General features: G+C 44.0%; 16 protein-coding genes. 14 read left to right on the top strand and 2 right to left on the bottom strand.

Annotated features, from left to right (window positions below):
* Positions 1 to 38: 38 nt before the first annotated feature.
* Both ACVW0P_RS02290 and ACVW0P_RS02285 read left to right on the top strand, forming a co-directional pair.
* A complete protein-coding gene (locus ACVW0P_RS02290; RefSeq protein WP_457130642.1) occupies positions 39 to 1,313 on the top strand; it encodes a serine hydroxymethyltransferase in 1,275 nt (424 codons plus the stop codon).
* Positions 1,314 to 1,328: 15 nt separating this feature from the next.
* On the top strand, positions 1,329 to 4,457 hold the full coding sequence (locus ACVW0P_RS02285; protein WP_457130641.1) for a PAS domain S-box protein: 3,129 nt from the start codon (positions 1,329 to 1,331) through the stop codon (positions 4,455 to 4,457).
* 64 nt (positions 4,458 to 4,521) lie between these two features.
* Here the strand turns inward: ACVW0P_RS02285 and ACVW0P_RS02280 are convergent, their stop codons facing one another.
* Both ACVW0P_RS02280 and rlmN read right to left on the bottom strand, forming a co-directional pair.
* Positions 4,522 to 5,247: a ComF family protein gene (locus ACVW0P_RS02280; protein WP_457130640.1), complete on the bottom strand. Its 726-nt coding sequence runs from the start codon at positions 5,245 to 5,247 to the stop codon at positions 4,522 to 4,524.
* A gap of 157 nt (positions 5,248 to 5,404) precedes the next feature.
* Positions 5,405 to 6,475 (bottom strand): 23S rRNA (adenine(2503)-C(2))-methyltransferase RlmN, encoded by a 1,071-nt coding sequence (rlmN, locus tag ACVW0P_RS02275; RefSeq protein ID WP_457130639.1) that lies wholly within the window; start codon positions 6,473 to 6,475, stop codon positions 5,405 to 5,407.
* 144 nt (positions 6,476 to 6,619) lie between these two features.
* Between rlmN and ACVW0P_RS02270 the strand changes: the two genes are divergently transcribed.
* The 12 genes from ACVW0P_RS02270 (at position 6,620) to ruvA (ending at position 20,120) form a co-directional block, all read left to right on the top strand.
* A complete protein-coding gene (locus ACVW0P_RS02270) occupies positions 6,620 to 7,792 on the top strand; it encodes an amidohydrolase family protein (protein ID WP_457130638.1) in 1,173 nt (390 codons plus the stop codon).
* Between the two features lie 107 nt (positions 7,793 to 7,899).
* A complete protein-coding gene (locus ACVW0P_RS02265) occupies positions 7,900 to 8,178 on the top strand; it encodes an acylphosphatase (RefSeq protein WP_457130637.1) in 279 nt (92 codons plus the stop codon).
* A gap of 19 nt (positions 8,179 to 8,197) precedes the next feature.
* Positions 8,198 to 9,682, top strand: coding sequence for an oligosaccharide flippase family protein (locus ACVW0P_RS02260; RefSeq protein ID WP_457130636.1), 1,485 nt, complete (start codon positions 8,198 to 8,200; stop codon positions 9,680 to 9,682).
* A gap of 22 nt (positions 9,683 to 9,704) precedes the next feature.
* Positions 9,705 to 11,441, top strand: coding sequence for a tetratricopeptide repeat protein (locus tag ACVW0P_RS02255; RefSeq protein ID WP_457130635.1), 1,737 nt, complete (start codon positions 9,705 to 9,707; stop codon positions 11,439 to 11,441).
* Entirely contained in the window at positions 11,419 to 12,219 is an 801-nt protein-coding gene (locus tag ACVW0P_RS02250) for a DUF4292 domain-containing protein (protein ID WP_457130634.1), read from the top strand. The genes ACVW0P_RS02255 and ACVW0P_RS02250 overlap by 23 nt, the downstream gene beginning before the upstream one ends.
* Before the next feature lie 16 nt (positions 12,220 to 12,235).
* Positions 12,236 to 13,528 (top strand): murein hydrolase activator EnvC family protein, encoded by a 1,293-nt coding sequence (locus ACVW0P_RS02245; RefSeq protein WP_354427714.1) that lies wholly within the window; start codon positions 12,236 to 12,238, stop codon positions 13,526 to 13,528.
* 55 nt (positions 13,529 to 13,583) lie between these two features.
* Positions 13,584 to 14,093 carry a Sec-independent protein translocase subunit TatA/TatB gene (locus ACVW0P_RS02240; protein ID WP_354427715.1) on the top strand — a complete coding sequence of 170 codons (510 nt, stop codon included), beginning with the start codon at positions 13,584 to 13,586 and terminating at the stop codon, positions 14,091 to 14,093.
* Positions 14,094 to 14,130: 37 nt separating this feature from the next.
* A complete protein-coding gene (locus ACVW0P_RS02235) occupies positions 14,131 to 14,319 on the top strand; it encodes a Sec-independent protein translocase subunit TatA/TatB (protein ID WP_354427717.1) in 189 nt (62 codons plus the stop codon).
* 105 nt (positions 14,320 to 14,424) lie between these two features.
* Positions 14,425 to 15,849, top strand: a complete 1,425-nt coding sequence (gene gatA, locus ACVW0P_RS02230) for an Asp-tRNA(Asn)/Glu-tRNA(Gln) amidotransferase subunit GatA (RefSeq protein ID WP_457130633.1) — start codon at positions 14,425 to 14,427, stop codon at positions 15,847 to 15,849.
* Between the two features lie 60 nt (positions 15,850 to 15,909).
* Positions 15,910 to 17,124 (top strand): transglycosylase SLT domain-containing protein, encoded by a 1,215-nt coding sequence (locus ACVW0P_RS02225; protein WP_457130632.1) that lies wholly within the window; start codon positions 15,910 to 15,912, stop codon positions 17,122 to 17,124.
* Between the two features lie 108 nt (positions 17,125 to 17,232).
* Positions 17,233 to 19,530: an NADP-dependent malic enzyme gene (locus ACVW0P_RS02220; protein WP_457130631.1), complete on the top strand. Its 2,298-nt coding sequence runs from the start codon at positions 17,233 to 17,235 to the stop codon at positions 19,528 to 19,530.
* A gap of 5 nt (positions 19,531 to 19,535) precedes the next feature.
* The gene (gene ruvA / locus ACVW0P_RS02215; protein ID WP_457130630.1) at positions 19,536 to 20,120 is read left to right on the top strand and encodes a Holliday junction branch migration protein RuvA; all 585 of its coding nucleotides are present in this window, start codon (positions 19,536 to 19,538) and stop codon (positions 20,118 to 20,120) included.
* Positions 20,121 to 20,124: the final 4 nt, after the last annotated feature.

Genomic DNA, 20,124 nt, shown 5'->3' with positions numbered 1-20,124 from the left:
ATCTTAATATCTAAATTAGCAGCGTTTTACACACAACAATGAAAAGAGACAAATTAATATTTAAGCTGTTAGACGAAGAGCAGCAACGCCAGGAAGAAGGAATTGAGCTTATTGCATCAGAAAACTTTGTAAGCAAGCAGGTAATGGAAGCTGCAGGTTCTGTTGCAACCAACAAATACGCCGAAGGCTTACCGGGCAAGCGCTATTACGGCGGCTGTGAAGTGGTTGATGAAATAGAAACCATTGCTATTGAGCGTGCCAAACAATTGTTTAATGCCGAATGGGCAAACGTGCAGCCACACAGCGGCGCGCAGGCAAACGCAGCAGTAATGCTTGCGGTGCTAAACCCGGGCGATAAAATATTAGGTTTCGATCTTTCTCATGGTGGTCACTTAACGCATGGTTCGCCGGTTAATTTTTCTGGTAAATTGTACGAGCCGCATTTTTACGGTGTTGTAAAAGAAACAGGCCTTATCGACTACAAACAACTTGAAAAAGTTGCCCTGGAGCAAAAACCAAAACTGATCATCTGTGGTGCTTCGGCATACTCACGCGATTGGGATTACGCCTTTATCCGTAAAGTAGCCGATAAAGTTGGCGCTTTGGTACTGGCAGATATTAGCCACCCGGCAGGTTTAATTGCCCGTGGTTTGTTAACAGATCCACTTCCGCTTGTGCACATTGTTACTACGACTACACATAAAACATTACGTGGCCCGCGTGGCGGCCTTATCCTTTTAGGTAAAGATTTTGCAAACCCATGGGGTTTAAAAACACCAAAAGGCGAGGTTAAAATGATGTCGGCTTTGTTAGATATGGCTGTATTTCCCGGTACACAAGGTGGCCCGTTAGAGCATATCATCGCTGCTAAAGCTATTGCCTTTGGCGAGGCATTGTCTGACAGCTACATGAAATACATTACCCAGGTTAAACTAAACGGTGCTGCTATGGCTAAAGCTTTGGTTAATAAGGGTTACGATATTATATCTGGCGGTACCGATAACCACCTGATGTTAATTGACCTTCGTAATAAAAACATCACCGGTAAAGCTGCCGAAAACGCGCTTGTAAAAGCAGATATTACGGCTAACAAAAACATGGTGCCTTATGATGATAAGTCGCCGTTTGTAACATCGGGCATCCGTGTGGGTACAGCCGCGATTACTACACGCGGCCTAAAAGAGAAGCATATGGAAACCATTGTTGACCTGATAGATGCGGTGTTATTAGACCCGGAAAACGAAACTTCTATTAAGAAGATACGTAAAAGGGTGCACAAGCTAATGGAAGACTTTCCGTTGTATAAGGATTAAGGTTAAAAGTAATAGATGGGGATAGCGCCGGAAAACTCTTTAGACATTGAAAGTAAGCGGTTAGAAGCGCTTAGTTCATATGACGTAGTTGATACGTTGCCCGAGAAAGAGTATGACGCTATAACCCGCCTGGCATCCTATATATGCCAGGCGCCCATTGCCCTTATCACTTTGATTGATAACGATAAGCAGTGGTTTAAATCGAGCTTTGGGTTTGATGTTTCTGAAGCCCCGCGCGATAATTCGTTTTGCAACTACACCATGCAGGGTAACGAAGTATTTGAAGTGCCTGATGCCTTATTACATGACGAGATAAAATACAACCCCTTTGTTGATGCGGCAGGTGGTGTACGGTTTTACGCCGGCGCCCCGCTGATAGACCCTGAAGGTTACCGCCTTGGCTCGCTTTGCGTACTCGATATGATCCCGCGCAAGCTTACCAACCAGCAACGCGATGCCCTGCAAATATTGGCCGACGAGGTAATGTCGCACCTTACCTTACGCAGGCAAAAAAAAGAGCTCGAAAAAAGTCTGGACAGACACAAGGAGTTCGCCAATCTGTTCAACAGTTCATCAGAGATCCACTTTATTGCCGGTGCCGATTCTAATATCGAAACCATAAATGACGCCGTGCTTACCATCCTGGGCTACACGCCAGAACAAGCTATAGGCCGTAGCTTGTGGGATTTTGTGGCCGGTAAAAACCGCGATTTATATGTGCCGATGATCGAGCAAGCCGTCCGGTCGCAAAAGCCGTTTGAGGTGGGAACCGAAACCGTTACCCGCACCGGCGAAGTTAAACACATGAGCTGGACGGCCGTTAACAAGGGTGGCAAATGGTTTGCCAGCGGCCGCGATACTACCTTTCAGCAAAAACTTATCGACGAAACAAAGCAGCTGTCGTTAGTTGCAAGCAAGATCCGTAATGGTGTCGTGATCAGCAACGCAAGCGACGAGGTGGTGTGGATAAACGATGCTTTTGAAACCATAACAGGCTACAATCTGCAGGATGTGGAGGGCAAATTTTTGGGCGAGGTTTTAAAAGGCAAACCCAAAGATGCCGAGTCGGAAAGGGGTTTGATAGAAGCCCGCCAAACCAACCAGCCTTACGAGGTTGAGTTATCTATGGTTAGAAAAAATGGCCGCCCGATATGGATCCTGGTTACCAATACCAGTATTTACGCTGCCGATGGCAGCCTGGAAAAATTTATCCGCATCATAACTAACATAACCGCCCGTAAGCAAGCCGAGCACGATGTAGAGATATTGTCGTTCGCTGCGCGTAAATCGCCGAGCGGTATCATGATAAGGGATGCCAATGGCGAGATCATCTGGATGAACGAGGCCATGGAGCACATCATCGGTTACACAACAGAAGAACTTAAAGGCCAAACGGTAGGCACTAAACTGATTGGCCCGGAAACTAACCTCGAAGTTTTTGAAGGTGCTGTACAAGCTGTTAAAGAAAATAAGCCTTATGAGGTTGAAATAAAGATCTATAAAAAAGATGGCTCAACCGCTTGGGTGTTTATCTCAAACAGTCCGCTTTCTAACGAGACAGGTTATCTGGAGCGCCAGATTGGTGTGATGGTTGATATAAGCGAACGGAAAAAAGCGGAAGAGGAACTGACCATGCTATCGCTTGTGGCCAGTAAAACTACCAGCGGCGTTGTTATTAATGATAGCAGCGGTAAGGTAGAGTGGGTAAACAATGCATTCGAAAAAATAACCGGCTACAGTCTTGAAGATGTTAGGGATAAACACCTTGGCGATTCATTAAAGGGTGAACTAACGGATGTAGGCATTATCACCAAAGCCCGCGAGCTTTCTGAAAAGAAGCAATCTTTTGAGGTAGACTTGTTCATATATCGTAAAGATGGCCAGCCGCTATGGATCTCGGTCATCAACTCGGTTATCATGTCCGATGATGGCAAGGTAGATAAGTACATCGAAACTATTATTGACATTACCGCTAAGAAAAAAGCCGAGCTGGAGCTGATATCAGCAAAAGAAGAAGCATTACTGCTAAGCCGCGCCAAAGATATGTTCATCGGGGTGATGAGCCACGAGATCCGTACGCCGTTGAACGCAGTTATTGGGATGTCGCACCTGTTGCTGAACGATAACCCGCTCGAATCTCAGAAAGAGAACCTGAGCATCCTCAAATTCTCCGCCGAGAACCTGATGACGCTGATAAACGACGTGCTCGATTTTACAAAAATAGAAACCGGCAACATCGAACTGGAGAAAGCCAGCGTAAACATGCGCGATATGGTGCAAAGCATCATCGGCTCCATGAAGTACAAGGCCGAAGAAAAAGATATTTACCTTACCCAAAGTATTGACGAAAGTGTACCCGATATTGTTTTGGCCGACAGGGCGCGCCTTGTTCAGATAATGCTGAATTTGGTGAGCAATTCTGTTAAGTTTACAGGCAAGGGCGGCGTTAATATCGACCTAAAGGTAATTGAACAAACAAAAGATACCGTAAGGATTCGTTTTGGTGTTTCTGATACGGGCATAGGCATTGCTAAGAATAAATTAAATACCATATTTGAATCGTTTAAGCAAGCCGAGGCCGATACAACCCGCAACTACGGCGGTACGGGCCTGGGTTTAGCTATTAGCAAACGTTTAATAGAACTGCACGACTCTCGTATTAACGTAGATAGCGTACTTGGGGAAGGCTCAATTTTTTGGTTTACTATAACATTTAATAAATTAGTAAATCATCAAACAAACGCAAGAAACAACGTGAAAACAGGACTAAATATTAATGTACTTGTGGTTGATGATAACCAAATAAATAGGCTGCTAATTAACAAGGTGCTTAAAAAATGGGGCGCAACTGCCGACTTTGCCGAGAATGGCCAGGAAGCTATTGATAAGCTGGAGTTGCACAAAAATTTCGATGTTGTATTGATGGACATCCACATGCCTATTATGGGTGGGTTGGAAGCTACGGGGGTTATCCGCTCAAAATCGGAGGACTACTTCCAAAAGTTACCTATCATAGCCCTTACCGCATCTATGCTGAGCAATCAAATGGGCCAGATAGAGAACGCCGGCATGAACGATTACATCCTAAAACCATTTGACCCTACCACCCTTTTTGAAAAATTAAGCAGATATCAGAAGCAATAGTTGGTGAGCGGTGATAGAGTTGATTATGAGTGGGTGTCTTTCATCAAAAGCTCGATCTAATCACTTATTCCGCGTACGCAATCGTAGCAATACTAAGTTTCAATCCCGGTACTTTTAAAAGCTCGATTCCGCAGGCCTCCAGAGTAGAGCCCGTAGTGATAATATCATCTACCAATAAAATATGCTTGCCTGCTAATTTATTGGGATCCGCAACCGCAAAAACCTCCTGCATATTCTGGAACCTTGCAAAGCGCGATCTGTGGGTTTGCGTTTCAGTAGCAACTGTCCTGATCAGGTTATCAAGTTCTACAACACCATTTAGTTTATCCGCCAATCCCTCGGCAAAGCAGGCGCTTTGGTTATAGCCGCGTGTTTTCAGGCGTTTTTTATGAAGCGGTACCGGGATAATGTAATCTACGGAATCAAACACAGGGTTTTGCATTAGCTGTTTACCAGCAATGTTTCCAAGTTTGTTGCCTATGCGTTGCATGCCGTTGTACTTAAACTCGTGCACCATGTTTTGCACTTTACCGCCCTTGTTAAAGTAATAAAGCGAATATGCGGCTTCAATATTTAGCTTGCCCCAAAACTGGCTTGCAACAATATTATCCGGCTGTTGATGAAAGTTGGTGAATGGCAGGTTATATAGGCAGTCTGTACATAAAATATCTTCGTTAGCCATCAGGCTGGCATGGCAGGCCGGGCAAAGCTGCGGAAATATCAGCGAAACAAAATCGGCCAGGTAGGTGCGGATGGCTTGCATGGGTTTAAGGTATGCATCTTTAAGCAAAATGTAAAATGTTGCTGGGCTATTTACTCACCCGGTCGTTGCTTCGCTCGACCACCCTCTCTTAGCTGCGCGCAAAAAGGGTGAAAAAAGAACCCCCTCTTTGCGCAGCAGAGAGGGGGCAAGGGGGCGAGTTAACTCACAATATGTTTTACGGTATTTACGCTTTTACTACTTCCTTTTCGTTCTCGTTTATAGCAAGCTGCCCGCAAGCGGCGTCAATGTCTTTACCACGGCTGCGGCGCAGGTTAGTATTGATGCCCTGGCTGCGTAAATAGTCGGCAAAGGCTTCTACCTTATCCTCGCCGGCATTGACGAATGCAGCCATTGAAATAGGGTTATACTCAATAATGTTAACCTTACAAGGCAAGTGCTTGCAAAAACGGGCAAGTTCTATAGCATCCTGGATGTTATCATTTACGCCGTCAAAAATAATATACTCGTACGTAACGGCGTTTTTGGTTTTGGCGTAATAGTACTTAAGGGCATCAGCCAAAGCCTTTAACGAGTTTTGCTCGTTTATTGGCATTATAGCATTACGCTTCTCGTCGTTGGCGGCGTGTAAAGATAGGGCCAGGTTAAACTTCACCTGATCATCGCCCAGTTTACGGATCATTTTGGCAATACCGGCGGTTGACACCGTGATCCGCTTTGGCGACATGTTCAATCCATCTTCAGACGTGATGCGCTCGATAGATTTCATTACATTGGCATAATTAAGCAACGGCTCGCCCATGCCCATGTAAACAATGTTTGATAAAGGGATGCCGTAATTTTCGCGTGCTTGTTTGTCAATCAGTACCACCTGATCGTAAATTTCGTCGGGGTTTAGGTTGCGTTTGCGTTCCATATATCCTGTAGCACAAAATTTACATGTAAGGCTGCAACCCACCTGTGATGATACACAGGCGGTCATTCGGCCGGTTGTGGGAATTAAAACGCCCTCAATAAGGTGTGTATCGTGTAAAATGAAAGAATTTTTTATAGTTTTATCAGCACTAACTTGCGAAGTATGTATCTTAACATCGTTAATTACAAATTTCTCATCAAGTTTAGTACGTAGTTCTTTTGAAATATTGCTCATAGCATCAAAAGATATGCATGATTTTTCCCAAAGCCATTCATAAACCTGCTTAGCCCTAAAAGCCTTTTCATCCATGCCGATGAATTGCTGCTGTAAGGCTTCGAGGCTTAGGCTTCGGATATCTATTTTATCTTTTTTGTTATTCACAATACAAAAGTACTTAAATTTAAAAATTCTGGTCTTTTTTTAAAGTCATTCTTTTCTAACATTAAAAACAATAACTAAAAGTTAATTGTATTTACTATATGAATTGGGTTTAAAAAAAACATTGCTGATGCTAAGTTATATTTAATGAAAAGTTTTAAAGCCGATTACGTTTACCCTGTTTGTGCCGATCCTATAAAGAATGGAATTGTTACTGTAGATGATGCAGGGAAGATCATCTCCATTACCGACGACAAATCCCCCCCCGCATCAGATACCCTCAATGAACATCTTAGCGGCATTATTGTGCCAGGGTTTATAAATACCCATTGCCACACCGAGCTCTCGCATATGAAAGACCGCATAGCGGCAGGAGGCGGGCTCATCAGTTTTATTAAAGACATCATGTCATTCCGAACGGCTGACCAGGCAGAGGTTATTGCCGCTGCCGAAGCGGCCGACCAACAAATGTATGATAATGGTATTGTGGCAGTTGGCGATATTGCTAACAGTAGCGTTACCGCTTCTATAAAATCAAATAGTAAATTATATTACCACACCTTTGTGGAAATATTGGGCTTTTTGCCCGATAAAGCCGAAGAACTTTTTGAAAAGGCCCTTGAAACCTTAGAGCAATTTAAGCCACAACCCACATCTATAACCGCGCACGCGCCTTACTCGGTGTCTAAAGAACTGTTCAAGCTGATAAAAAAACATAGCGACGCAGGTACAAACCTGCTAAGCATTCACAATCAGGAATGCGAGGACGAGAATAAATTTTACCGCTATAAATTAGGGGGCTTTATTGACCTTTATAAGCATCTTGGGGTTGACATAGGCTATTTTCGCCCGCAGGCGCGAAATTCATTGCAATCTATCATCCCGCTGTTAACCAATAGACAAAAGATCTTATTGGTGCATAATACCTGCACAAATCTTAAAGATATTTACTTCATCAAACGTTTCGACCGCAAGATAAACTGGTGTTTTTGCCCCAATGCAAACTTGTACATCGAAAAACGCCTGCCTAAAATAGATCTTTTTGTAAACCAGGGATTGAACATTACATTGGGTACCGATAGCCTTGCATCAAACGATAAGCTTTGTATTTTAAGCGAGATGCGTACACTGCAGCAAAACTTCCCAAGCTTAAGTATCGATACCCTGCTGCAGTGGGGAACCATTAACGGCGCCCAATTCCTGGGGATCGATGATGAAAAAGGTACGATCGAAGCTGGTAAAACCCCGGGGTTAAACTTGCTTACCGGCATGGATGGCTTTAAACTTACTCCCGAAACCCAGGTAAAAAAATTGGTTTAACGCCACATTAGGTTGATTGCGTTTGATTAAGTTAATTTGCATCCAACAAAATTGCGGATGGGTGCGTTTTAAACATTCATCATAATAAATCAACCATTCACCAACTAATGAAACATCTGGATATAACGGTTAAGGGAAAAGTGCAGGGCGTATCTTTTAGGGCGGGCGCCAAAGCCGTTGCCGACCAGCTTGGCGTACGCGGCTTTATAAGTAACGAGCCAAATGGCGATGTATTTGTTGCTGCTGAAGCCGACAATATGATGATGGATATGTTTTTGGAATGGTGCCATGAAGGCGCCGAACACGCCATTGTAGACAGCGTTGAAGTTCAGGAGGGCGAATTGAAAAACTATCGTAATTTTGAGATTGTTAAGAAGCGTTTATAAATCTTTTATACTTTCCTAATTGTCAACAGCTAAAAAATTTGCCGGGCAAACTGCATTGTATGGTGTTACCACTATAGCACAGCGCTTGCTTAGCTCGTTATTAACACCAATCTATACCTCGGTATACAAGCCCTCGGTTTACGGAATTTTTACCACCATGTTCAGTTACGCCGCTATACTAAACGCGACGCTGTCTTTCGGTATGGAAACTACTTTTTTTCGTTACCTTAATAAAGAAGGGGCTAACAAAAGGCAGGTTTATAATAACGGTTTTTGGGTGGTTTTTGTGCTATCGATAGTTTTCCTGCTATTTACCGTACCGTTTACGAATGTTATTGCAGGTTTAATAAAAATTGGGAAAGATACCCCACAGGCCGACTTCCAAATATTTATCAAATATTTTATAGCGATATTGGTATTGGATGCATGGTGCGCCATTCCCTTTGCCAAGTTGCGTGCGGATGGTCGGCCGGTTAAGTACGGCACCATCAAAATTGTAAATATTGTGGTGATGGTAGGCCTCAACCTGATTTTTATTTGGGGCTTGCCATTTTGGATAAAACACGAATTAGCAGGCAGCGCCTGGATAGGACAGTGGTTTGTACCGGGATGGATAGGTTATGTATTCCTTTCAAATGTTGTGGCCAGTTTGGTTACCCTCGTGCTTTTATTGCCTCAATTGTTGCAATTGCAAATAAAGTTTGACAAAGTCATGTTTGCCGACATGCTCCTCTACAGTTGGCCTATCCTTGTCGCCAACCTATCATACATTGTTAATGAGAACCTTGATAAGATTCTGCTTGGTAAACTGCTCCCTGCAAATATAAGCGAGCATGATGTTGGTGTCTATTCGGGGTGTGCTAAGATCTCTATCTTCCTGAGCATTTTTGTACAGGCGTTCCGTTTGGGAGCCGAACCTTTCTTCTTTAGCCACGCAAAAAACAAAAACTCCGGCCAAACCTACGCGCGTATCATGAATTATTTTGTGATAACTGTATGCGTCATATTTTTAGGTGTAATAGCCAATATCCAGATCTTAAAATATTACGTACATAACCGTACATATTGGGTTGGGCTTGATGTTGTCCCGCCGTTGCTGTTTGGTTACGTAAGCCTTGGGGTTTATATGAATTTATCCGTTTGGTATAAATTGTCCGATCAAACTAAATATGGTTTGTATATCTCAGGGATCGGCGCGGTGTTGACCGTTGTGTTAAACGTGATATTTATCCCTAAATATAGCTATATGGCGTCTGCATGGATTTCTTTTGCAGCATATACGGCTATGATGATCATGTCATACATCTGGGGGCAAAAAAATTATCCCATCCCATACAACTTAAAAAAGAACCTTGCGTATATCATTATATCGGCAGTGCTTGTTTACCTATCGTTCTCGGTATTTAAACGGAACATCTTTATTGGTAACGGGCTGTTGATTTTATTTGGATTAGGCGCTTTATACACTGAAAGGCACGAACTAAAAGCGATATTTAAAAGGTAATAGCAAACGCATTGCATCCGGTATGAAAACAGCGGCAGTACTTATATTATTTACAGGGATAACTTTATCGGGCTTTGCGCAAAGCAAACCGGGCAAAGGTAATTCGGCCGTGATGATTGCCGCCCGCCCCATGACCAGTGCGGATAGCGGCATGGTGAAACAACTGTTCTTTTCTGCCCTGCGTGAAAAAACGGTAGAGAACCCAAAACTGGCTTCCGAACTTTTTAACCGCATCCTGCAGATTGACCCCACTAACGATGCCACCATGTTTGAGCTGGCTAACCTGGAAAAAGCGCAGAACAATATACCGGCCCAACAAAATTTGTTGGAGCGCGCCGTTACGGTTAACCCCAATAACGAATGGTATTGGATAGCCCTTGCCGGCACTTACGAAAAAAACAACGACATTAATAAACTGGAGAATGTTTTTAATGAACTCATTCGCCTTAACCCCGATAAATCCGACTACTACTACGACAAGGCCAACGCCATGTTTTTGCAGAAACGGTATGATGAGGCTTTAATGCTGTATCAAAAAGTTGAAGAACTTGACGGGCCAAACGAAGACCTGCTTGCTAATCGTCAAAAAATATATATTCGCCAGGGAGATGTTAAAAAAGCCGCGTCGTCGTTAGATGAACTGATAGCCGCCAGCCCTACACAAATAAAATATTACCTGATGCAGGCCGAGGTTTATAACTCCAACGGCCTAAGTGATAAAGCGCTGGCTACCCTGCAAAAAGCAAAAGCCATCGACCCTAAAAACGGCACCATCCATTTGGCCCTGGCCGATATTTACCGCGAGCAAAATAAAGCGGAAGCAAGCTACGACGAATTGGAGATAGCCTTTGCCAGCCAGGACCTGGACATCGAACAAAAAATAAGGATCCTATTAGGTTATGTGCCAAAATTCCCCGAGCCAAACGCGAGGGCGAGCGCCTTGGAACTAAGCCGCATTTTAACAATGGCGCATCCAACAAACGGCAAGGCCTATGCTATTTACGGCGATATGCTGTTGCAGAGCGAGAAAATAGCCGAGGCTAAAACCGCCTACAAAAAAGCCGTTAGTCTGGATAACCAGGCCTATAACGTGCAGGAACAATTGGTAAGGATAGATCTTGGCGAGAACGATTTGGATGCCGCTATAAAAGATGGCGAGAACTCATTATCGTTCTTCCCCAACCAGTCGTGGATGAATTATATGGTTGGCGTTGCCTGGCAGCAAAAGCACGATTATAACAAAGCCATTAGCTACCTAAAAAATGCCGTGAGTTTAGAAACGCAGGATAAAGACCTGCTTACGCAAGGCTACTCGGCACTTGGGGATTGCTATCATTCTATCAATGATAACAAAGCGTCGGACAGTGCTTACGAGAAAGCCATCGCCATAAACCCCGATAATGCATTTACGCTGAACAATTATGCCTACTATTTGTCGTTAAGGAACGAGCGTTTAGAAAGCGCGGCGTTAATGTCCAAACATAGTAACAACTTGCAGCCCAACACGGCATCGTTTGAAGATACTTATGCATGGATCCTGTTTATGCAGAAAAATTACGCCGCTGCTAAACTTTGGATAGAAAAATCGCTCCAACATAATAAAGGCGATAGTGCCGTTAAAACAGAACATTACGGCGATATCCTGTTTTTGCTGGGCGATACCAACGCCGCGCTACAAAATTGGGCCAAAGCAAAAACGCAGGGTGCAAAATCGCCGGTATTAGACCGTAAGATAAATGAGAAAAAATACATTCAATAAAATAGCCGTTGTTTTTTGCCTTATTGCGCTTGTAGCATGTAAGTCGAAAAAACTGGTTGTTGTTAACCGCCCCACCACCACAGTAGATTCTGCCGCTATTGATAAAGAGAATAGTATAAAAGCAAAACTTACAGCTATCCGCTTAAAACAGGTGTCGTTCAATACATTCAATGGCAAGGCGAAAACCAAACTGGATATTAACGGCAACAGCAACGATGTTACCCTTAACATCCGCATAGCTAAAGATAAAAAGATCTGGATCTCAATTACCGCAATTTTAGGTGTTGAAGTTGCGCGTGCTCAAATAACTCCTGATAGTATTATTGTGGTGAACCGCCTGCAAGGTATGTATCTTAAAAAGCCGTTTAGCTATGTTTACACCTATGCCAGCAAGCAGGTGAATTTTAAAACATTACAGTCGCTACTGGTGGGTAACGCTATGCCCGAGTTGTTAAATAATAATGCCGATTTTAGCGCCGAGGGTAATAATACCGCAATTAACGGAACACTACAAGACTTGGTTTATAAGCTATTGTTGGGCCCTGATTTAAAGGTTACGCAAACTAATTTAACCAACCAGTTGGCGGGGCAATCATTGCAGGTAGCTAATAAGGTATTTATCCAGGCGGATAATCGGGTAATACCTTCGCAGGTAGATATTTCTTCTACAGCAGGCAATAAAAAGATCCAGGTAAACCTGCGTTATACACAGGCCGAGTTTGATAAGCAGCTCGAATATCCTTTTAGTATCCCAAAAAGCTACGAACCTGCTAATTAAATTATATTTTTGGTGGATGAAATTTTTTAAAGCCGCATTGTTTTTTGTTTTAATGCTTGCAGCTTCGGGCGTCTTTGCCCAAAGCAGTTCCGAGCTAAAACGCAGGCGCGATAAATTGACCGACGAATTGGATCAGTTAAACCGCGAGTACGATGAAACCAAGAACAATAAAAAGGTATCTTTAAAACAACTCAACATACTAAAAGCGCAGATAAACTTACGCGAAGAGAAGATAACCAACATCAACTCCGAAGTAAGAAATTTAGATAATCAAATCTCTGAGAGCAATAATACCGTACATAGTTTACAAAACCAGTTAGACCAGTTAAAAAAAGACTATGCAGGAATGGTATTGTTTGCATACCGTAACCAAAGTGCCTATAATAAGCTGATGTTTATTTTTGCCGCAAAAGACTTTAACCAGGCTTACAGGCGTTTAAAATATTTACAGCAGTTTGGCACTTACCGCGAGCGGCAGGCAGGGTACATACAGGGCACTCAAAAAGACCTGCATGTAAAGATTGGAGAACTTGATAGGGATAAAAAACAGAAGAACGACCTGTTGCAAAGCCAGGAGAAGGAAAAAGAAGAGTTAGGTAAAGCCAAAAACAACCAGGTAAAAGTAATTACGGACCTGAGCAAACACCAGGGCGAGTTAAAATCGCAGCAGCGCGACGTTCAAAAAAGGCTGGCGCGTAACAAGCAAGAGATATTAAATACTATTAGAAGAGAAGTAGAAGAGGCAAGGCGCAAGGCCGAAGCAGAAGCGAGGGAAGCAGCAAGGATAGCGGCGGCAAAGGCCAAAGCAGAAAACCGCGAGGTGGTTGCCCCAACCAGAAAAGCGATAACAAAAACGTCAACAAACAGCGAGGTGTTAAACTCTACGCCGGAGGCCGCTAAATTGAGTAACGACTTTTTAGGTAATAAAGGCCGCCTGCCATGGCCGGTTGCCGCAGGGCAGTTGGTGCACGGTTTCGGTACGTATAATGATGACGGCATCCGCAACGAAAGTAACGGTTACGAGATCCGTACCAACACAGGCGCGGCTGTAAGGGCTGTGTTTGAAGGTGAGGTGAAAACCATTATGGATATTAGCGGTACTTACTTGGTTATTATTAAACATGGCGAGTACTTTACCGCTTACCAAAATTTAAGAACGGTAAACGTTTCTAAAGGGCAAAAGGTAAGTACAAAACAAATGTTGGGTACAGTTGCGCTTGATCCATCAACCGGCGACGCGACTACCATATTTACACTGTCAAAAAGCTCAACCTTTGTCAACCCAAAGTTATGGCTTGCTCCTAATTGATTTCTAATCTCGTGCGTTTAGTAATTATGTATATTTGTAATCTTAAATTAATACAATGTTAAATTCAGTTTTATTATTTTTAAATATAGGCAGCGGCGAAATGGTAGTTATCGTTTTTGCTGCGCTGTTGCTTTTTGGCGGTAAAAAGTTACCGGAAATAGCGCGTGGACTTGGTAAAGGTATCCGCGATTTTAAGGATGCATCTGAAGATGTTAAACGCGAAATTAACAACCAGATAAACAATTACGAGGAAAAGAAAACCGAACAGACTGCTGAAATTGAAGCTTCAATAGAAGCAGTAAAAACAGAAGAGACCCCGGCAGAACATGAAACTGCGGCAGAAGAAGTGCCCGAGCATGGTTACGAACCGGTTGCTGGTACTATCCCGGCTTTTAGGGGCCACGGTGCACCCGCCAGTGCAGAACATTCAGAAGCCGTAACAACAAAAGAAATTGCAGAAGATGCTACATTTGAGCATAATACCGAAGCAGAACCGCACACTATCAATTTAACCAAAACTGAAGAAGAGCCGGTTAAAAAGGTGGTTGAAGAAGAACATAAATAACAATAAAAATATTTACATTACATAAAACTTAAAAATCATGGGTGGATTAGGCGCACCAGAGATCATATTGATCATCGTTGCAATTTTAATTATGTTTGGTGGGAAAAAAATACCTGAACTGATGAAAGGTTTAGGCCGGGGCGTTAAAGAATTTAAAGACGCGCAGAACGGTGAGACCACTGCAAACACAAACACTACATCAACAGAAGAGAAACCTAAGGTTTAACTTACTGGCAATTTATTGCTTCAGCTTACCATAGCTGTTCACACTTATAAAACTTATCTGTTGAAATATTTATGCTTCAACAGATAAGTTTTTTATTTTAGGCCCATGGCTAAACACTATTCCGCTTATACCGACATTAAGAACGGGTTGAAAAGTGGGGAGATCACAGCTGAAAGCCTGGTAAAAGGCTACCTTCAGCAAATACAGCAAAACGCACATCTTAACGTTTTTAATGAGGTTTTTGATACCGAGGCCCTTGCTGCTGCAAAAGAGGTTGACGCGAAGATAAGTAACGGTACTGCCGGTAAACTGGCCGGTATGGTTATCGCTATTAAAGATAATATCTGCTACAAAGGGCATAAAGTAACAGCCTCATCAAAAATTTTAGAAAATTTTACTTCTATATATTCATCAACCGTGGTGGAGCGTTTACTGGCAGAAGATGCCATCATTATAGGCCGCGCCAACTGCGATGAATTCGCTATGGGTGCCGCTAACGAAAATTCGTTCTTCGGCGCGGTAAAAAACCATGCGGATAATACGCGCGTGTCTGGTGGTTCATCGGGTGGTTCTGCTGTCGCAGTGCAGGCGGGTATGTGCCACGCCGCTATCGGTACAGATACCGGTGGTTCGGTTAGGCAACCCGCAGCTTTTTGTGGTGTTATTGGCCTTAAGCCAACTTACGGGCGCATTTCGCGCCATGGCATTATTAGCTACGCTTCGTCTTTTGACCAGGTTGGCCCGATAACCAAATCGGTATCCGACGCCGCTTTGTTATTAGAAATTTTGGCAGGTGCCGATGAATACGATGGTACCGTATCGCAGCAACCCGTTCCCGAAGCAAAAAACCTGCGAAAGGAAACCGGAAAAAAGAAGATCGCTTACATGCAGGAGGCTTTATCGAGCCCCGGCGTAGATGCTGAAGTTAAAGCCACGCTCACTACTTATATAGAGAAGTTACGTGCCGATGGGCATACCGTAAAGCCTATCTCGTTCGAGCTTTTAGATTACCTGGTGCCAACCTACTACATATTGGCTATGGCCGAGGCTTCATCAAACCTTGCCCGGTACGATGGTGTGCATTACGGCTACCGTAGCCCCAATGCCAATGACCTGGAATCGACGTATAAGCTAAGCCGCTCGGAAGGTTTTGGTAAAGAAGTTAAACGCCGCATTATGCTGGGCACGTTTGTACTAAGCGCGGGTTACTATGATGCCTATTATGCAAAAGCCCAAAAGGTTCGCCGTCTGATCCAGGACAAAACCAACGAGATCTTAAAAGAATTTGATTTTATACTAACCCCAACCGCTCCCGAGCCTGCATTCGCTATCGGTGTGAAAGAGAAAGACCCTGTAGTAACTTACCTGCACGATATTTTTACCGTTCAGGCTTCGCTTTCGGGCATGCCCGCCATATCGCTCCCGGCAGGCAATAACGGAAAAGGTTTGCCGTTAGGTTTACAATTATTGGCCAAAAGTTTTTGCGAGCAGGAACTGTTAAATTTCTCGGAATATTTCCTGCAACTATAGAAATTTAATACATTAGTAAATAACTGTAAGGCTTTTCCTGCGGATAGCTAACCCCAAAATATGAAGAGACTATTTACTTTTATTATTTGTGCCTTATTTGTACAAATAGTTAAAGCAGATGCCAAAGCCGGATTTGCCATTGAGGCAGAGATGGTTCAGCAGGACACCAACGTGGCGCCCCCCATAATACAAGCTCCCGTATCCATTTACCAAAACAATATTATAAAACGCCGGCTGGATACCATTCAAAAAGAGGTGCCTTTAAATTACAATGGCTATGTACAAGCTTACATAGATAATTACACCCGCCGTAAGGATGAGATGGGCCGCATGTTAGGGCTGTCTAAATACTACTTCCCTATTTACGAAAAGGCATTCCGCGATGCGGGCATCCCAGATGAAATTAAGTACCTGTCGATAGTGGAGTCGGCGCTAAACCCGAACGCTATTTCCAGGGTAGGTGCTGCCGGCCCTTGGCAGTTCATGTCAGAAACAGCTAAGGTCTACGGTTTGGCAATGACAGATTATGTTGATGACCGCCGCGACCCCGTACGCGCCAGCAACGCAGCTGCCGAATACCTAAAAGACGCCTACCTGCAATTTGGCGATTGGCTGCTTGCCATAGCATCATATAACTGTGGTAAAAGCAACGTGCTGCACGCGCTGGAGCAAACCGGCACACACGATTACTGGAGCATCCGCGAATTGTTACCTGCCGAAACCCGTGGATATGTACCGGCGTTCATCGCCGTGAATTATGTGATGAAATATCATAAATACCATTATATAGTACCGCAAACCAGCGACCTCGCGATAGTTACCGATACCATAATGGTGAACAAGTTTGTATCGCTAAGCCGCGTAGCGCAGGCATTGGGGATGACGTTGAAAGATATTTGCACCCTAAACCCATCGTATCGCCAACAGTTGGTTAACGGTACGGCAGCTGTCCCGCGCAAAATTGTGGTCCCGGTGGTAACTGCCGAACGGCAATCTATTTTACAGGATGCCATTGCTGATCTGTCGTCACCCATCCGCACGCCAAAACCTCTCCGGTACATTGCTATCGAAACGTCTGATCAATCTGTTGATCAAAGAACTGTTGTTCCCGGTTCAACAATTATTTACATTACAAAAAAGGGCGATACACTTGCCAATATAGCGGCAAAATATAATGTCAAAATTAGCGATCTGCTGCAATGGAATAAAGAATTAGGCACCAACACAACCCTGCCGTTACTGCCGGGATTAACCGTTAACATAGGCAGGGGATAGATAGATTTCCGATAAAGCCCGGTTTTGATGTATTTCGAGGCCGGGCTTTATTTATTAGATAGTTCAGGAAAAGTAATCGTAATTTTGAGCGCTTGAATTTTTGAGATCATGAATAAACCAAATCGTAAACAGGACGCCTTAAATTACCACTCAAAAGGCCGGCCTGGTAAAATACAGGTAGTGCCTACAAAACCTACTAATTCTCAGCGCGACTTAACTTTAGCATACTCTCCAGGCGTTGCCGAGCCTTGCTTACGCATAGCCGAAAATGTAGAAGATGTATATAAGTATACTGCAAAGGGTAACCTGGTGGCCGTTATTAGTAACGGTACCGCGGTACTTGGCCTGGGCAATATTGGCCCCGAAGCCAGTAAGCCGGTAATGGAAGGCAAAGGCCTCCTGTTCAAGATCTATGCGGATATCGATGTGTTTGATCTGGAGATCAACGCCAAAACGGTTGATGAATTTGTAAACATAGTGAAGGCCTTAGAGCCAACCTTTGGTGGGATTAACCTCGAGGATATATCTGCCCCAACATGCTTCGAAATAGAGCGCAGGCTAAAGGCCGAGATGAAGATCCCGGTGATGCATGATGACCAGCATGGCACGGCCATCATATCCGGTGCGGCGTTGATGAACGCCTGCGAGATCCAGGGAAAAAAACTTGATAAGATAAAGTTGGTGGTGAACGGTGCCGGAGCAGCAGCGGTATCATGTACCAAAATGTACCTGTCGCTTGGGGTTAAAAAAGAGAACCTGGTGATGTTTGACATTAATGGTTTGTTGACGCCGGAGCGTACCGATCTGGACGAAATGCGCCTGCAATTTGCCACAAACCGTAAAGATATCACCACCCTTGCCGATGCTATGAAAAATGCCGACGTATTTGTAGGTCTTTCGGCAGGTAATGTGGTTACCCCGAATATGCTGGTAAGCATGGCTAAAAATCCAATTGTTTTCGCAATGGCTAATCCCGAGCCCGAAATTTCTTACGATCTGGCAATTGCAGCCCGTAAAGATATCATCATGGCAACCGGACGGTCAGATTTCCCTAACCAGGTTAATAACGTATTAGGCTTCCCGTATATCTTCCGCGGTGCGCTTGATGTTAGGGCGACTGCAATAAATGAAGAAATGAAGATCGCCGCGGTGAAGGCCATAGCCGAAATGGCTAAAAAGCCCGTTCCCGAGGCCGTGAATTTAGCATATAATATTACCAACCTTAAGTTTGGCCGCGATTACATCATCCCCAAACCAATGGATCAACGTTTGATCACCGAGGTGTCTTCGGCGGTTGCCAAAGCAGCTATCGATTCTGGTGTGGCGCGTAAAGCCATTACCGACTGGGATGCTTACAACGAAGAACTATTGTCACGCCTTGGCACAAATAATAAATTGCTGCGCGATCTGACCAACAAAGCCAAGCAAACGCCAAAACGTGTGGTATTTGCCGAGGCCGATACTTATAAAATATTACGTGCCGCTCAAATTGTTAAAGACGAAGGCATCGCTACCCCGATATTATTGGGTAATGCAGACCGCATCCGTGAGATCATGCGCGAGAACGAACTTGACCTTGACGATGTACAGATCATCGACCCAAGAACAGAGGCCGAGCGTTCATTAGAGTTCGCACAATTCCTGTTCAAAAAGCGCCAGCGCAAAGGTGTAACAATGGTTGAGGCTAAAAAGCTGATGATAGACCGTAACTACTTTGGCGCTTGTATGGTGCACTTTGGTGAAGCAGATGCATTGATCTCGGGCTTAACTAAAGATTACGCTACTACTATTAAGCCGGCATTGCAGATCATCGGTACCGAAGCAGGTGTAAACCGTGTTGCAGGTATGTACTTAATGATCACCGAAAAAGGCCCGGTCTTCTTTGGCGATACCACTGTAAACATCAACCCTACCGCGCAGGAACTGGTAGATATTACCGTTTTGATGGATCGCTCTATCAAACAGCTGAATATAAAACCACGCATAGCGGTATTATCCTACTCAAACTTTGGCTCTAACGAAGGCGAGATCCCCGAGAAAACCAGGGAAACCGTACGCATCCTGCATGAAAAATATCCCGAAATAGTGGTAGACGGCGAAATGCAGGCCAACTTTGCTCTAAACTCCGAATTACTTGCCGATAACTTTGAGTTTTCGGTATTAAACGGCAAACCTGCAAACACCCTGATATTCCCTGGCTTAGCATCAGGTAACATCGCTTATAAACTTTTACAGGAAATTGGCGGCGCAGAAGCTGTTGGCCCTATCCTGTTGGGTATGAAAAAGCCCGTTCACGTATTGCAGTTAGGTAGTTCTGTTCGCGAGATTGTGAACATGGTTACGATAGCAGTGATAGATGCGCAGGTAAAATGTGCTGAAGCAAAACCATCAAAAGCAAAAAAATAAATTATATGTACGATTATATTGATGGGAAGCTGATTTTTAAGGGCGGTGCGCATGTGGTGATAGATGCCGGGGGCATTGGCTACCACATCAATATATCGTTAAATACCTATGGGCAGTTACCCGAGGGCGAACGCTGCAAACTGTATATTTGGATGCACGTAAAAGAGGACGCACACACCCTTTATGGTTTTGCTACCGAGGGCGAACGCAGGCTATTCATGCACCTCATATCCATTTCAGGAATAGGCCCAAACACGGGGCGCATGATGTTATCTTCCATCACCCCGGCCGAGATCCAGGCGGCGATTGTTCAGGGTAATGTTTCGGCAATCCAACGGATAAAGGGCATCGGCCCAAAATCCGCACAGCGCGTAATTTTAGAACTGCAGGACAAGCTTAAAAAAGAAGGACCAGACACATTAACGGTAATGCCAGGGTTAAAAACGGCAAAAGATGAAGCCCTTTCTGCCCTTGTAATGCTTGGATTTGTTCGTAATGTTGCAGAAAAAGTTTTAGACCAGGAAATAAGTAAAAATACAGGCGTATTAACTGTAGAACAACTAATTAAATCTGCCCTAAAAAGCTTATAATTAC

Source organism: Mucilaginibacter sp. UYNi724, from assembly GCF_054057495.1.
The sequence above is the reverse complement of the archived record's forward strand: the minus strand, read 5'-3'. Positions and strand labels throughout refer to the sequence as shown.

What these genes read in the sequence shown, in the direction of transcription:
- ACVW0P_RS02285 (WP_457130641.1), top strand. Translation starts at nt 1,329, where the DNA reads ATGGGGATAGCGCCGGAAAACTCTTTAGACATTGAAAGTAAGCGGTTA.
- ACVW0P_RS02245 (WP_354427714.1), top strand. Translation starts at nt 12,236, where the DNA reads ATGAAATTTTTTAAAGCCGCATTGTTTTTTGTTTTAATGCTTGCAGCT.
- ACVW0P_RS02265 (WP_457130637.1), top strand. Translation starts at nt 7,900, where the DNA reads ATGAAACATCTGGATATAACGGTTAAGGGAAAAGTGCAGGGCGTATCT.
- ACVW0P_RS02270 (WP_457130638.1), top strand. Translation starts at nt 6,620, where the DNA reads ATGAAAAGTTTTAAAGCCGATTACGTTTACCCTGTTTGTGCCGATCCT.
- ACVW0P_RS02290 (WP_457130642.1), top strand. Translation starts at nt 39, where the DNA reads ATGAAAAGAGACAAATTAATATTTAAGCTGTTAGACGAAGAGCAGCAA.
- ACVW0P_RS02255 (WP_457130635.1), top strand. Translation starts at nt 9,705, where the DNA reads ATGAAAACAGCGGCAGTACTTATATTATTTACAGGGATAACTTTATCG.
- ACVW0P_RS02240 (WP_354427715.1), top strand. Translation starts at nt 13,584, where the DNA reads ATGTTAAATTCAGTTTTATTATTTTTAAATATAGGCAGCGGCGAAATG.
- ACVW0P_RS02225 (WP_457130632.1), top strand. Translation starts at nt 15,910, where the DNA reads ATGAAGAGACTATTTACTTTTATTATTTGTGCCTTATTTGTACAAATA.
- gatA (WP_457130633.1), top strand. Translation starts at nt 14,425, where the DNA reads ATGGCTAAACACTATTCCGCTTATACCGACATTAAGAACGGGTTGAAA.
- ruvA (WP_457130630.1), top strand. Translation starts at nt 19,536, where the DNA reads ATGTACGATTATATTGATGGGAAGCTGATTTTTAAGGGCGGTGCGCAT.
- ACVW0P_RS02250 (WP_457130634.1), top strand. Translation starts at nt 11,419, where the DNA reads ATGAGAAAAAATACATTCAATAAAATAGCCGTTGTTTTTTGCCTTATT.
- ACVW0P_RS02220 (WP_457130631.1), top strand. Translation starts at nt 17,233, where the DNA reads ATGAATAAACCAAATCGTAAACAGGACGCCTTAAATTACCACTCAAAA.
- ACVW0P_RS02235 (WP_354427717.1), top strand. Translation starts at nt 14,131, where the DNA reads ATGGGTGGATTAGGCGCACCAGAGATCATATTGATCATCGTTGCAATT.